General features: G+C 59.3%; 11 protein-coding genes. 5 read left to right on the forward strand and 6 right to left on the reverse strand.

All coding sequences use genetic code 11. From position 1 onward, the window contains the following. Positions 1-249 precede the first annotated feature (249 nt). The 3 genes from cysN to CRO62_RS21685 are packed head-to-tail and all read right to left on the reverse strand — an operon-like array spanning position 250 to position 3,494. Positions 250-1,731: a sulfate adenylyltransferase subunit CysN gene (cysN, locus tag CRO62_RS21675; RefSeq protein WP_003511861.1), complete on the reverse strand. Its 1,482-nt coding sequence runs from the start codon at positions 1,729-1,731 to the stop codon at positions 250-252. Beyond that, a complete protein-coding gene (gene cysD, locus CRO62_RS21680) occupies positions 1,731-2,684 on the reverse strand; it encodes a sulfate adenylyltransferase subunit CysD (protein ID WP_003511863.1) in 954 nt (317 codons plus the stop codon). Before cysD ends, cysN begins: the two co-directional genes overlap by 1 nt. A gap of 27 nt (positions 2,685-2,711) precedes the next feature. After that, on the reverse strand, positions 2,712-3,494 hold the full coding sequence (locus CRO62_RS21685) for a phosphoadenylyl-sulfate reductase (RefSeq protein ID WP_174001493.1): 783 nt from the start codon (positions 3,492-3,494) through the stop codon (positions 2,712-2,714). A gap of 204 nt (positions 3,495-3,698) precedes the next feature. Between CRO62_RS21685 and CRO62_RS21690 the strand changes: the two genes are divergently transcribed. The 5 genes from CRO62_RS21690 (at position 3,699) to CRO62_RS21710 (ending at position 8,382) form a co-directional block, all read left to right on the forward strand. Beyond that, on the forward strand, positions 3,699-4,139 hold the full coding sequence (locus CRO62_RS21690; RefSeq protein WP_097101799.1) for an RrF2 family transcriptional regulator: 441 nt from the start codon (positions 3,699-3,701) through the stop codon (positions 4,137-4,139). A gap of 245 nt (positions 4,140-4,384) precedes the next feature. Next, positions 4,385-5,410: a sulfate ABC transporter substrate-binding protein gene (locus CRO62_RS21695; protein ID WP_003511869.1), complete on the forward strand. Its 1,026-nt coding sequence runs from the start codon at positions 4,385-4,387 to the stop codon at positions 5,408-5,410. Positions 5,411-5,610: 200 nt separating this feature from the next. Beyond that, positions 5,611-6,468 (forward strand): sulfate ABC transporter permease subunit CysT, encoded by an 858-nt coding sequence (cysT, locus tag CRO62_RS21700; protein WP_097101801.1) that lies wholly within the window; start codon positions 5,611-5,613, stop codon positions 6,466-6,468. Further along, on the forward strand, positions 6,461-7,330 hold the full coding sequence (cysW, locus tag CRO62_RS21705; RefSeq protein ID WP_003511871.1) for a sulfate ABC transporter permease subunit CysW: 870 nt from the start codon (positions 6,461-6,463) through the stop codon (positions 7,328-7,330). Before cysT ends, cysW begins: the two co-directional genes overlap by 8 nt. 11 nt (positions 7,331-7,341) lie before the next feature. Next, on the forward strand, positions 7,342-8,382 hold the full coding sequence (locus CRO62_RS21710) for a sulfate/molybdate ABC transporter ATP-binding protein (protein WP_003511873.1): 1,041 nt from the start codon (positions 7,342-7,344) through the stop codon (positions 8,380-8,382). 563 nt (positions 8,383-8,945) lie between these two features. Here the strand turns inward: CRO62_RS21710 and CRO62_RS21720 are convergent. The 3 genes from CRO62_RS21720 to CRO62_RS21730 all read right to left on the reverse strand — a co-directional run bounded on the left by CRO62_RS21720 (position 8,946) and on the right by CRO62_RS21730 (position 12,272). Then, on the reverse strand, positions 8,946-9,959 hold the full coding sequence (locus tag CRO62_RS21720; protein WP_179784591.1) for an NAD(P)H-quinone oxidoreductase: 1,014 nt from the start codon (positions 9,957-9,959) through the stop codon (positions 8,946-8,948). 88 nt (positions 9,960-10,047) lie between these two features. Beyond that, a complete protein-coding gene (locus CRO62_RS21725) occupies positions 10,048-11,850 on the reverse strand; it encodes a GGDEF domain-containing protein (RefSeq protein WP_097101803.1) in 1,803 nt (600 codons plus the stop codon). A gap of 182 nt (positions 11,851-12,032) precedes the next feature. Next, positions 12,033-12,272, reverse strand: a complete 240-nt coding sequence (locus CRO62_RS21730; RefSeq protein ID WP_025592709.1) for a type II toxin-antitoxin system ParD family antitoxin — start codon at positions 12,270-12,272, stop codon at positions 12,033-12,035. Positions 12,273-12,422: the final 150 nt, after the last annotated feature.

Genomic DNA, 12,422 nt, shown 5'->3' on the forward strand with positions numbered 1-12,422 from the left:
TGTCGACTGCGATGAAGCCGTCGTCAGCGCAGTCGCAGGGAACGCAACCGCGCCTCAACCGTTATCCCACCACAACAACGATGGAGGATAACATGCTAAAAGGTATTGCACTGTGGGCGATGGGTGTTCCGATTTTTGTGATCATCCTGCTTTACATGTTCGTGTTTTAAACGAGGCCTGATAAAAAGGCTTTCAAACGAAAAAGGCGACCGCTTTGACGGTCGCCTTTTTGTTGGGCGCGCGTGTCTGTCAGTCCAGATCGCTGATCAGCCGTGAGGCTGTCGCGCCATCCGTGCGGCGGATGTCGATCTCGTCGCGGTGCTTGGCCAGCAGTTCGCTTGCCAGAAGCTTCTCGGCCAGATGGGCGGGCAGGGAGAGAATGACGCGGTCACCCTGTTCTTCCGTCGCGCCAACGCTGCGCTTGCCGGCAATCATGCCCCCCGCTACCGTGTTGTTGGTGTCGGGGTCGATCAGGATGAACGAGCCGGTTGCCCGGTTCTGCTCATAGGCATCGAAGATCGCCGTCTCGTCGAAGGAGAGCCGCACCTTGCCGATGGCGTTCATCGGCAGTGATGTCTCGTGCGCCTGCCATTCGCCTTCTTTCAGGTTGAGCTGGCTGACCGGCTGCACGCTGACGCGCTGGCGGCGGCTGCCGCTTTTCAGCCAGTAACGTTTGCCAGCCTCGATGCCACCCGGCTGCAACGCCACGATCTGCGCGTCGAAGGCAAGCCCTGTCTGCGGTTGTGCCTCGATGGACACGATCATGTCGCCGCGCGAGACGTCCACCTGACGGTCGAGAACGAGCGTGACTGCGTCACCAGCAACGGCGGCGTTACGCACCAGATCGAAAGTGACGATCTGCTTGACATTCGCGACCATGCCCGACGGCAGCACGACAACGCTATCGCCCGGCTTGACCGAGCCGCCGGCAACCGTGCCCTGATAACCGCGGAAACTTTCGCCGGGGCGCGACACGCGCTGTACGGGGAAGCGGAAACCACCCGATTGCGCCGAGCGCACCGTGGCAAGCTCCAGCGTTTCGACCAGCGTCGGGCCTTCATACCAGGGCATGGAGGCCTTGCCTGATAGCACGACGTTTTCGCCCTTCAGCGCCGACATTGGAATGGCCGTGATCTGTTTGATGCCGAGGTCGGAGGCGAAATCGCGGAATTCGTGGGCGATCAGTTCAAAACCTGCCTTGTCGTAATTCGTCAGGTCGATCTTGTTGATGGCCAGCACGAATTGCCGGATGCCCATCAGCGCCGCGATGGTGGCGTGTCGGCGTGTCTGTTCCAGAATGCCGGTGCGCGCATCGACCAAAAGCACGGCGAGATCGGCAGTGGAAGCGCCGGTCGCCATGTTGCGGGTATATTGCTCATGGCCGGGCGTGTCGGCCACGATGAAGGCGCGCCGGTCGGTGGAGAAATAACGATAGGCGACATCGATGGTGATGCCCTGTTCGCGCTCTGCCTGCAAACCGTCGAGCAGCAGCGCGAAATCGGGCAGGCCGAGATCGTTCTGCTTGCCGCTATCGCGGTGCAGGGTGGCGGCCTGGTCTTCCTTGACGGCCTTGGTGTCCCACAGGAGACGGCCGATCAGGGTCGATTTGCCATCATCCACGCTGCCGCAGGTGATGAGACGAAGCGGGCGCGTATCACGCGTCGCCTTCGAATGTTCGGCAAAGGGCAGAATGGTGGCCGTGGAGGCGGTGTTGGTAGCAGCGGCGGTCATCAGAAATAGCCCTCGCGCTTCTTCTTCTCCATCGAGCCGGACTGGTCTCGATCGATGGCGCGGCCCTGCCGCTCGGAAACGGTGGCGATTTCCAGTTCGGCGATGACCTCCTGAAGCGTCGCCGCCTCGGAGTGGATCGCGCCGGTCAGCGGGAAGCAGCCGAGCGTGCGGAAGCGGATCGAGCCGTGCTGGATCTCTTCGCCGGGCAGCAACTCCAGCCGCTCGTCTTCGGCAAGGATCATCATGCCGTCACGCTCGATATAGGGGCGCTCGGCAGCATAATAGAGCGGCACCAACGGAATGTTTTCCGCCTCGATGTAACGCCAGATATCGACTTCGGTCCAGTTGGAGAGCGGGAACGCGCGCACGCTTTCGCCCTTGCGGACCATGCCGTTATAGATGTTCCACAGTTCTGGGCGCTGGTTGCGCGGGTCCCATTTGTGGTCCGGCGTGCGGAAGGAATAGATGCGCTCCTTGGCGCGGCTCGCTTCCTCGTCGCGGCGCGCACCGCCGAAGGCGGCATCGAACTGACCGGCGTCCAGGGCCTGGCGCAGCGCTTCCGTCTTCATGATGTCGGTGTAGAGCGCCGAACCGTGGGTGAAGGGGGTCACGTTTTCGCTCGCGCCGCGCGGGTTTGTGTAGGAGATGAGATCGAGGTCATATTCCTTGACGATCTTGTCGCGGAATTCGATCATTTCCTTGAATTTCCAGCCCGTATTGACGTGCAGCAGCGGGAAGGGCACGCGGCCTGGGAAGAATGCCTTGCGCGCCAGATGCAGCAGCACGGATGAATCCTTGCCGATGGAATAGAGCATCACGGGATTGTCGAATTCGGCGGCGACTTCGCGGAAGATATGAATGGCTTCGTTTTCAAGCGCCTTCAGATGCGGATCGAGCGGCGGCTTGGATGCGACAGTATTCTTGCTGTCCGTCTCGTGGACTGCGTTGGACATTTTAAACTCCGGAACTGGTCTGAATGATTATCGTTGTGGGATGGCGGAAACGGCGGATGTCTGGTCCGCACCGGCGACGTGAAGACCGCATTCGCGCTTCTCGTCGTTTTCCCACCACCATCGTCCGGCGCGCTCAGGCTCACCGGGCTTGATGGCGCGTGTACACGGCTCGCAGCCGATGGAGGGGTAACCACGCGCATGCAACGGATTGACGGGAATGTTTTCAGAAGCGACATAGGCCTTGATCTGGTCGATGTCCCAGTCCGCCAAGGCATTGATCTTGATCAGATTACGCTCAGCATCGAACTCGGCAAAAGGCGTTGTCGCACGATTGCCCGACTGGCCGCGGCGGAGCCCGGTGATCCAGAAGGTGGCACCTTCCAGCGCCTTGCCGAGCGGGATCAGCTTTCTGACATGACAGCAGGCGTGACGGGCCTCGATGCTTTCGTAAAAACCGTTGAGGCCGTATTTTTCGGCATAGGCGTCGATATCGTCCTGTTCGGGCCGAAAGCGGCGGATGTCGATGCCGAAGCGTTCCTCGGTTTCCTCGATGAGATCGACGGTTTCCTTGAAGAGCCGGCCGGTTTCCAGCGTCACGACGTCGATCGGCAACCGGTGTGTGCCGATGGCCGCCGTGATGACTTGATCCTCGATGCCGAGGCTGGTGGTGAAGACCGCACGGCCGCCAAGACCGGCGATAAAGGAAAGTCGTCCCGCAAGATCGAGCCCGGCAAGCGTGGCGTCGAGGGATGCGGTATCGGCAGAGGCATTTGCTGAATTGATCGTCATTGTCACGTCCGGGATTTCCATGGCCGATTATTGTTGAAATCGGGCCTCTGGAACAGAAATGACAGTCTTTGTGCGCTGCACTTCAGAGCAAAAATGCCTCACGCGCACGATCTATGAGCAAAAGATGCCCGTTCACCTTCTTTGCAGCTTGGATTTGAATTGTGACAACTTCTGCGCTAAGCCGGAATTGCCGGGTATCCGGGCTTGTGTTCTACTGGTTTCACGATGATTTCGCAGAAGGCAAAATATGCGCTGAGGGCGCTTCTTTCGCTGGCAAAGGCCGACGGCGGCTGTCCTGTGCAAATTTCCGATATTGCCCGCGAACAGGCCATTCCGAAAAAATTCCTGGAACAGATCCTTCTCGAAATGAAGAAGGAACGCATCGTCGAAAGCAGGCGCGGCAAGCAGGGCGGTTATTTGCTGGCGCGCCCGGCTGCCGATATCACCTTCGGCGAGGTGCTGCGCCTCATCGACGGGCCGCTCGCTCCGTTGCCCTGCCTGTCGCAGACCGCCTATCGCCGGTGCGAGGACTGCGATGGCGAAAAGCAGTGCGAGATACGCCACGTCTTCGCCCGCGTGGCCGATGCCACCCGCAATATCCTTTTCAACACCACCGTTGCGGATGCCGTTGAAGGTGTGGAAGTGCCCGAACTTTTGACGGCCTGACGAAAAAATCGTCTAAAACCCCTGAATATTTTTCGCCGTAACGCCAAAAAATCGTCAAAAATGTGAAACGGTTTTGCATTCAGCAAAGTTTTACACGACGCTTGTTGCGCCTTTCGCCTATGCTGCGCTGTATTTGTTGCCCGCGGAAACGCTCTCGGGAAACACTTTTTCGATCGTATTCGGCCTCATTGACCAACTCTACCGGTCCAGTAGAGTTAAGCCATCTTCATCAGGAGGGAATACCGATGTCCAAGCTTCTGTCCGGTTTGAGCGTTTTCGCTCTCGGTCTATCGCTGGCTCTGGGAGGTGTCGGCTCGGCTGCCGCGCAGACCAAGCTGCTTAACGTGTCCTATGATCCGACCCGCGAACTTTACAAGGATTTCAACGAAGCCTTCGCCAAGAAGTGGAAGGCCGATACCGGTGAGGATGTCACGATCCAGCAGTCGCATGGCGGCTCCGGCAAGCAGGCGCGTTCGGTCATCGACGGTCTGGAAGCCGATGTGGTGACGCTGGCGCTGCAGAGCGATATCGATGCCATCGTCCAGAATTCCGGCAAGATCAACAAGGACTGGCGCGGCCGCCTGCCGCATAATTCCTCGCCTTACACCTCCACCATCGTGTTCCTCGTCCGCAAGGGCAACCCGAAGGGCATCCATAACTGGGGCGATCTGGTAAAGGGCGACGTGCAGATCGTTACCCCGAACCCCAAGACATCAGGTGGCGCACGCTGGAATTACCTTGCCGCCTGGGCATGGGCGAATGAAGAGTTCAAGGGCGACCAGGACAAGATCAAGGCCTATGTCGGCGAACTCTACAAGCGCGCTCCGGTGCTCGATACCGGTGCCCGCGGCTCCACGGTCACATTTGCGCAGCGCCAGATCGGCGACGTGCTGCTGGCCTGGGAAAACGAAGCCTATCTGGCCGGTCAGGAATTTGGCGCGGATGCCTTCGACATCATCGTGCCGCCGATCTCGATCCTCGCCGAACCGCCGGTCGCCGTGGTTGACGCGAACGTCGATGCCAAGGGCACTCGCAAGGCGGCGGAAGCCTATCTGCAATATCTCTATTCCGACGAAGGTCAGAATATCGCGGCGAAGCACTTCTATCGTCCTTCGAACCCCGCAGTTGTCTCCAAGGATCTGCTGAAGCAGCTGCCCGACATCAAGCTCGTCACCATCGACGATCCGCAGTTTGGCGGTTGGGCCAAGGCGCAGCCTGAACATTTCGGTGACGGCGGCATCTTCGACCAGATTTACAAGCCCGCCAAGTAAGCGGATGATGGGCTGACGACAAATCCGCCCACCCGCTTAAGGGAACTTGAAAAACGACAGCTCGATCGACCGGACACCGTGCCGGTCGATCCTTTATAACAAGGCCGGGGAACACCGGCTCCCAGAGAGCATTTCCAGGAAAAATGGACCCCGGTTTTCTGTCCGGAAATGTGCCAAACTAAAGATTATCCGGAGCGTTGATGAGCAATAATACATCCGGAAACAGGTGGAAGTGGCGTCAATCGAGCGTGATACCCGGCTTCGGCCTGACGTTCGGTTACACGGTCGCCTATCTGTTTCTCATCATTCTTATTCCGCTTGGCGGCCTCGTCTGGTCCACGGCGAAACTTGGTTTTTCAGATTTTATTGCGATCGCTGTCGATAGCCGTACGCTGAATGCGCTGCGCGTCAGTTTCGGCACCGCCTTCATCGCCGCACTGGTGAACGCTGTTTTTGGCGTCATCGTCGCCTGGGTTCTCACGCGGTATCGTTTTCCCGGCCGGCGTTTCGTTGATGCCATCGTGGATCTGCCCTTTGCCCTGCCGACGGCGGTTGCCGGCATCGCGCTCACCACGCTTTATGCCAATCGCGGCTGGGTCGGCTCGCTGTTCGAACCCTTCGGCATCAAGATCGCATTTACGCCGACCGGTATCGTCATCGCGCTGATCTTTATCGGCCTGCCATTCGTGGTCCGCACCGTGCAGCCGGTCATGGAAGAAATAGACCGGCAGGTGGAGGAGGTGGCGGCAACGCTCGGCGCCAACCGTTTCCAGACCATCACCCGGGTGCTGCTGCCAAGCCTCACGCCCGCCATCCTGACGGGCTTCGCACTCGCCTTCGCGCGCGGTATCGGAGAGTACGGCTCGGTCATCTTCATCGCCGGCAATATTCCCTACGTTTCGGAAATCGCACCGCTCCTCATCGTCATCCGGCTGGAGGAGTTCAATTATGCGGGCGCGACGGCCATCGCCACCATCATGCTGATCATTTCCTTCGCCATGCTGTTCCTCATCAATCTCATTCAGGCCTGGAGCCGCAAGAGGTACGGTTATGTCTGATGCTTCCCGCACCTCGTCCCGACCGTTCCGCGATCCCGCCAGCGAGAGCCTGCCCGCCCGGCTGGTGCTGATTGCCATTGCCTTCCTGTTCCTTGCGGCTTTCCTCGTGCTGCCGCTGGTATCGGTGTTCTTCGAAGCATTTCGCAAAGGCGCCGATGCCTTCTGGGAAGCGATCGTCGAGCCGGATGCTCTCTCCGCCATCCGTCTGACGCTGCTTGTCGCCGCCATTTCGGTGCCGCTCAACCTTATCTTCGGTGTCGCCGCCGCCTGGGCGATTGCGAAATTCGAGTTCAAGGGCAAGGCGTTCCTGATAACGCTGATCGACCTGCCGTTCTCGATCTCGCCGGTCATATCGGGTCTGGTCTATGTCATCCTGTTCTCTTCGCACAGCGTGCTGGGGCCATGGCTGAAGAGTTACGGCATCGAAATCCTCTTTGCCGTTCCGGGCATCGTGCTTGCCACCATCTTCGTCACCTTTCCCTTCGTCGCGCGTGAACTGATCCCGCTGATGCAGGAACAGGGCAATGGCGATGAGGAGGCGGCGATCTCGCTTGGCGCAACCGGCTGGCAAACCTTCTGGTATGTCACGCTGCCGAATATCAAATGGGGCCTGCTCTACGGGGTGTTGCTCTGCAATGCCCGCGCCATGGGCGAATTCGGCGCCGTCTCTGTCGTATCAGGCCATATTCGCGGCGAGACCAACACCATGCCGCTGCATGTCGAGATACTCTATAATGAGTACAATATCGGCGCGGCCTTCGCGGTGGCGACGCTGCTGGCTGGTCTGGCGCTCGTGACGCTCGTTCTCAAAACCATTCTCGAAATACGCTTTGGCGCGGGCAACGCAGCCGGCAAGCATTGAAAGGCATATTCATGGAAGTGAAAGTTTCCGGCATCACCAAGCAGTTCGATCGCTTTCCGGCGCTGAACGACGTGTCGCTCGACATTCGTTCCGGCGAGCTGATCGCGCTGCTCGGTCCCTCCGGTTCCGGCAAGACGACGCTGCTGCGCCTCATCGCCGGCCTGGAGCAGCCGACCCAAGGCCGCATCTTCTTTGGCGATGAGGATGCCTCGCACCGCTCGGTGCAGGAGCGCAATGTCGGTTTTGTGTTTCAGCACTACGCCCTGTTCCGCCACATGACGGTTGCCGACAACATCGCCTTCGGCCTGAAGGTGCGCCCTTCCGCCTCCCGCCCGCCGAAAGCGGAAATCCGCCGACGGGTATCGGAGCTTCTGGACATGGTGCATCTGACCGGCCTCGAAAAGCGTTACCCCACCCAGCTTTCCGGCGGCCAGCGTCAGCGCGTGGCGCTGGCTCGCGCAGTTGCCATCGAGCCGAAGGTGCTGCTGCTTGACGAACCCTTCGGCGCACTCGATGCCAAGGTGCGCAAGGAACTGCGCCGCTGGCTGCGCGAATTCCACGACCGCACGGGCCACACCACCGTCTTCGTTACCCACGATCAGGAAGAAGCACTGGAACTGGCCGACCGCGTCGTCGTCATGAGCCAGGGCAAGATCGAACAGGTCGGTACGGCGGATGACGTCTACGACACGCCCAATTCCCCCTTCGTCTTCTCCTTCATCGGCGAATCCTCCAGCCTGCCGGTGACGATCCGCGACGGCCAGGTGGTGTTTCAGGGCGAGAGCATCGGCGTCGCCGAAAATGGCGCAGGTGAGGGCGAGCTGTTCTTCCGTCCGGAAGATGTGGTGTTGACCGACGAGAAAAACGCGCTTTACGGCAAGGTTACCACCTGTCGCCGCCTCGCCGGCACCCGCATCGCCGAAATCGACATCGCCAATAACGGCCATGACCCCTATCACCTCGAAATCGAGGTGCCGCTCAACGCCGCCGTGGCGGTAGGTGCCGAACTGCGCTTTCGTCCGACCCGGTGGAAGGTGTTTGGCAAGAAGTAGGGGAGATGCGGCCGCGATTGGCAGCCGGCGGTTTGCACCTATCCTGAGTTCCCCGTCATACCGGCCTTGAGCCGGTATCCAGCCAACCCAAGTCCTTGGGCTGAAAAGAACCTTTCCGCCACGGAGGCGCGCGTCCGACGGATGTATAAGATGTCTGCAACGCTAGCGTACACACCGTCATTCCTGTGCTCGTCACAGGTTGTCAGCCGGCGCGCGTCTGCGCGGCGGTGAGACTCCATTCAGCCAAAGACTTGGTCTGGCTGGATCTCTGGGACAAGCACAGAGATGAGGGAGCCGGGTAAACGCGCCGATAACCCCAGAAACGGAAAAGGGTCGCCAGAGGCGACCCTTCCATGAGCTTGGTCCTGTTTACAGACCCGGGACTGTTTCTCAACGTTCCGAAGGCAAGAGGTTTTTACGCCGAGGGCTGCCCCGTCGAAAACCCACCCTTTCCATTGCCTGCACCAGAGACCGAAATCTCATTAGACATTGGATCACCTCCTTCCGATACGTTGAACATAACTAGAAGGTAGTACGATTCGTCATTAATGCAAGAGGTCTGATTAGGACACGCGCATCATGATCTTGCCGATATGATTGCTGGTTTCCATCAGCCGGTGGGCCTCCACAACTTCGTCCAGCGTGAAGACCTTGTTGATGACAGGCGCAACCTTGCCGCTTTCGATGAGTGGCCAGACCTGTTCGATAAGCTCATCACGGATGGCGCGTTTCTCGTCAGCGGTACGTGGCCGCATGGTGGAGCCGGTGACGGTCAGGCGTTTGACCATGATTGGCCGCAGATCGACCTTTTCAGCCACGGCGCCGCCCAGAAAGGCGATGATGGACAGACAGCCATCCTTGGCGAGTGCGGCAATGTTCTTTTCGAAATAGGCCGCACCGATCATGTCGAGAACCACATCGACACCCTTGCCATCGGTCTCGGCCTTGATGACAGCGGTGAAATCCTCGTCGCGGTAATTGATGGCCCGTTTGGCACCAAGCTTGACGCAGGCCTCGCATTTTTCCGCAGAACCCGCCGTCGCATAGACATCAGCGCCGAAGGCTTTGGCGAGCTGGATGGCGGTTGTGCCGATGCCGCTGGTGCCGCCGTGGATGAGCACGCTTTCGCCTTCGGTCAGGCCCGCCATCTGGAAGAGGTTGGCCCAGACGGTGAAGAAGGTTTCCGGCAGCGCGGCGGCCTTGACGGCATCGTACCCCTTGGGGAAGGGCAGGGCCTGCCCGGCCGGCACGGTGCAATATTGCGCATAACCGCCGCCATTGGCGAGCGCGCAGACCTTGTCGCCAGGTTTGAATTCGCTGACGCCTTCACCGAGCGCCACCACTTCTCCGGCAATTTCGAGGCCGAGGATCGGGCTTGCGTCCTTCGGCGGCGGATAGGTGCCCTGCCTCTGCGCGACATCGGGGCGGTTGACGCCGGCCGCCTCGACCCTCACCAGGATTTCGCCTCTGGCGGGGGTTGGCAAAGGTGCTTGCGAAAGCTGCATCACTTCCGGGCCACCATGGGAGGGAAGGTCGATGAAGCGCATTTTTTCGGGCAGGGTCACATTTTCGGGCATGGCCAGGGGCAATTCCTCAATTGTCGGCGTTACCTGAAGATTTAGGACAGATGTACCGCTTAGGGAAGGAGGCCCTTTGTCGCTGATGTCATTTTGTCTCCCCGAACACCCGGATGACGAGGCCGCCTTCGTTTTCTTTCGCGGCTGTCTTGATGCCGGCGATCTCGCTGCCGATGCGCTCGGGATTGGCGATGATCAACCCTTTTGGCAATGTGAGAACGCCGATGGAGCAACGCAGCAGGGCAAAATCCCGCTCATTGCCGCGACGGTCCAGCCCGACCATGCGACCGGCCTGACGGTCCTCTGGCGAATAGAGTTCGGCCACTTCACCGTGAAAATCGCTGAGCAGCCGCTCTAGGATTTCCGTCAGTTCCTCCACCGCCCAGTCACGCACGCCGACGAAGAAGTCGTCGCCGCCGATATGGCCGAGAAAGCAGTCGCCGGCGAAAAAGTAGCGACGCATCAGTGCGGAAAACAGGGTTATGGCGTGGTCGCCGGCGTTGAAGCCGTATTTATCGTTGAAGGGTTTGAAATTGTCGAAATCGCAATAGCAGAAGAAACGGGTCTCATCGCCATCGCCGCAGTTGTCGGCAATGAAGCCGCCGATGGCGCGGTTGCCCGGCAGCGCCGTCAGCGGGTTCTGGTCCTGCGCCATCTTGAGCTGTTTTTCATTGATGACCTTGATGAGCGATGCGGCTGAGACGATGCCGGCGTAACGCATGTTTTCGGTCAGGATGATGCAGGCGCTGCCGCCCATGCTGGCGAACATGTTCATCAGTTGATCGGCATCGGCGTCGAGACCCACGATCGGCGCGGGATCAACAAAGTGGGAAATGGTGCGCTCGTAGATCTTGTTCTTGAGGAGATCGCGGCCGAAAGGCCGGTAGATGTATTCCTTGAGGTGATATTCGTTGATGACGCCGCGCGGCTCGCCATTGGCGTTGAGAACCGGGAAAAACGCCTGCTGCGGGTTTCTGCGGAACAATTCGAAGACGCTGTCGACGCTGTCATGCTCATAGACCGTGGGAAGACGCTCTATTTCGCGACGGATGAGGATTTCGTCCAGCGACTGGCTGTTGCGCCGCGCCACGCCCATGCGGTTGAGGTGCGGAAAGCTCTCGGGAAGTTCGCTGGTGAAAACCGTCGGCTTGGCGATCAGCCAGCCCTGCACCAGATCGACGCCATATTCGCGGCAGGTGAGAAATTCCGCTTCGGTTTCGATGCCTTCCGCAATGACCCGGACGCCGAGAACATGAGCGATGTTGACGATGTTGCGCACCAGATGCTGCTTGCGCGGAAGATGATCGACACCGCTGATGAAATGCCGGTCGATCTTCAGGTAATCAAGCGGATAGTCGCATAAAAGCTTCATCTCGCCGTGACCGGCACCGAAATCGTCGATCGCCAGCTTGAAACCTTCCTTGCGCATGCGGGCGATCAGCGCCTTGAACTCCGGCACGCTGGTATTGTCGAAACGTTCGGAAAGTTCAAAGCAGATGGAGGAGGCCGGAATGCCCGCCCGCGCCAGATGGCCAACGAGCTTGTCGAGAATGGCGTCCCCGTGCGGGATAAGCCTTACATCGAGATTGAGGAAGAGGGTGGTGGTGGAAAAATCCGCCAGGGTGGAGAATTTAGCGAGCGCCCGGCTCGCCAGCATCTGCTCGAAGGCCTTCAGCTCGCCATCCTCGGCAGCCTGGTCGAGAAGCGCGAGCGGATTGGAAAACCCAAGCCGGTCATGGCCGCGCATCAGTGATTCATATCCGAAAATCGTGCCCGTCGTCGCCTCGACGATCGGCTGAAACGCGGTTTCAAGCACAAGCTTCGCCATGGGAAACATGTGCCCGGAGGCAAACCGCCTTATGACATCGTTCTCCAGCGTTACGGCCGGCATTTCTGTTCTCCGCTATTGCCAGTTCCCGTTGGCGGCATGACAAGTCAAATGCACACACGGGAACTTGTCTCTTTTCAGCAGACAATCGCAGATTACAGGTCAACAAAAGCTTTCACGACTGTGAAGCTTTAATGAAGGTTTTGTCACGGGCCCCTCAATAGCCAGGGGTATCTGGCAGGCCCTCAGGCCCGGCGCACATGGCCGGTGTGAGCGGCGTAAAGTTCCGCAACATTCAGGCGTTCGCGATCCGCCTCGACAGGCGCTGCAGCCTCTGTATCTGCGCCGGTTGCGGCAGCGGAGGCCGCCCATAGTCTCAGCGCGGCCCTTACGACCTCGCTGCCGGATGCGTAGGCGCCGCTATTCACGGCCTCGCGCATTCTTGCTGCCTGTTCCGGGGAAATCGATACTGTTACCATTGGCATGATATCACTCCCTTGTTCAACCGTTGCGAAGGCATCTCCGGTCCGTGCCGGGACCTGATTGGGATCGCGGTCTTGCGGGCGTTTTTTCAGCTTTCGTCTGGCGCCGCTTCCAACGAAATTTGTATCACTCTGCATATTAGCACGAAACGT

The sequence above is a fragment of the Rhizobium sp. AN6A genome (genome assembly GCF_900215635.1).
GTDB lineage: Bacteria > Pseudomonadota > Alphaproteobacteria > Rhizobiales > Rhizobiaceae > Agrobacterium > Agrobacterium tumefaciens.

Bases quoted from the DNA above. Each gene is read 5' to 3' on its own strand.
- cysN (WP_003511861.1), bottom strand. From the start codon at position 1,731: ATGACCGCCGCTGCTACCAACACCGCCTCCACGGCCACCATTCTGCCC.
- cysD (WP_003511863.1), bottom strand. From the start codon at position 2,684: ATGTCCAACGCAGTCCACGAGACGGACAGCAAGAATACTGTCGCATCC.
- CRO62_RS21685 (WP_174001493.1), bottom strand. From the start codon at position 3,494: ATGGAAATCCCGGACGTGACAATGACGATCAATTCAGCAAATGCCTCT.
- CRO62_RS21690 (WP_097101799.1), top strand. From the start codon at position 3,699: ATGATTTCGCAGAAGGCAAAATATGCGCTGAGGGCGCTTCTTTCGCTG.
- CRO62_RS21695 (WP_003511869.1), top strand. From the start codon at position 4,385: ATGTCCAAGCTTCTGTCCGGTTTGAGCGTTTTCGCTCTCGGTCTATCG.
- cysT (WP_097101801.1), top strand. From the start codon at position 5,611: ATGAGCAATAATACATCCGGAAACAGGTGGAAGTGGCGTCAATCGAGC.
- cysW (WP_003511871.1), top strand. From the start codon at position 6,461: ATGTCTGATGCTTCCCGCACCTCGTCCCGACCGTTCCGCGATCCCGCC.
- CRO62_RS21710 (WP_003511873.1), top strand. From the start codon at position 7,342: ATGGAAGTGAAAGTTTCCGGCATCACCAAGCAGTTCGATCGCTTTCCG.
- CRO62_RS21720 (WP_179784591.1), bottom strand. From the start codon at position 9,959: ATGCCCGAAAATGTGACCCTGCCCGAAAAAATGCGCTTCATCGACCTT.
- CRO62_RS21725 (WP_097101803.1), bottom strand. From the start codon at position 11,850: ATGCCGGCCGTAACGCTGGAGAACGATGTCATAAGGCGGTTTGCCTCC.
- CRO62_RS21730 (WP_025592709.1), bottom strand. From the start codon at position 12,272: ATGCCAATGGTAACAGTATCGATTTCCCCGGAACAGGCAGCAAGAATG.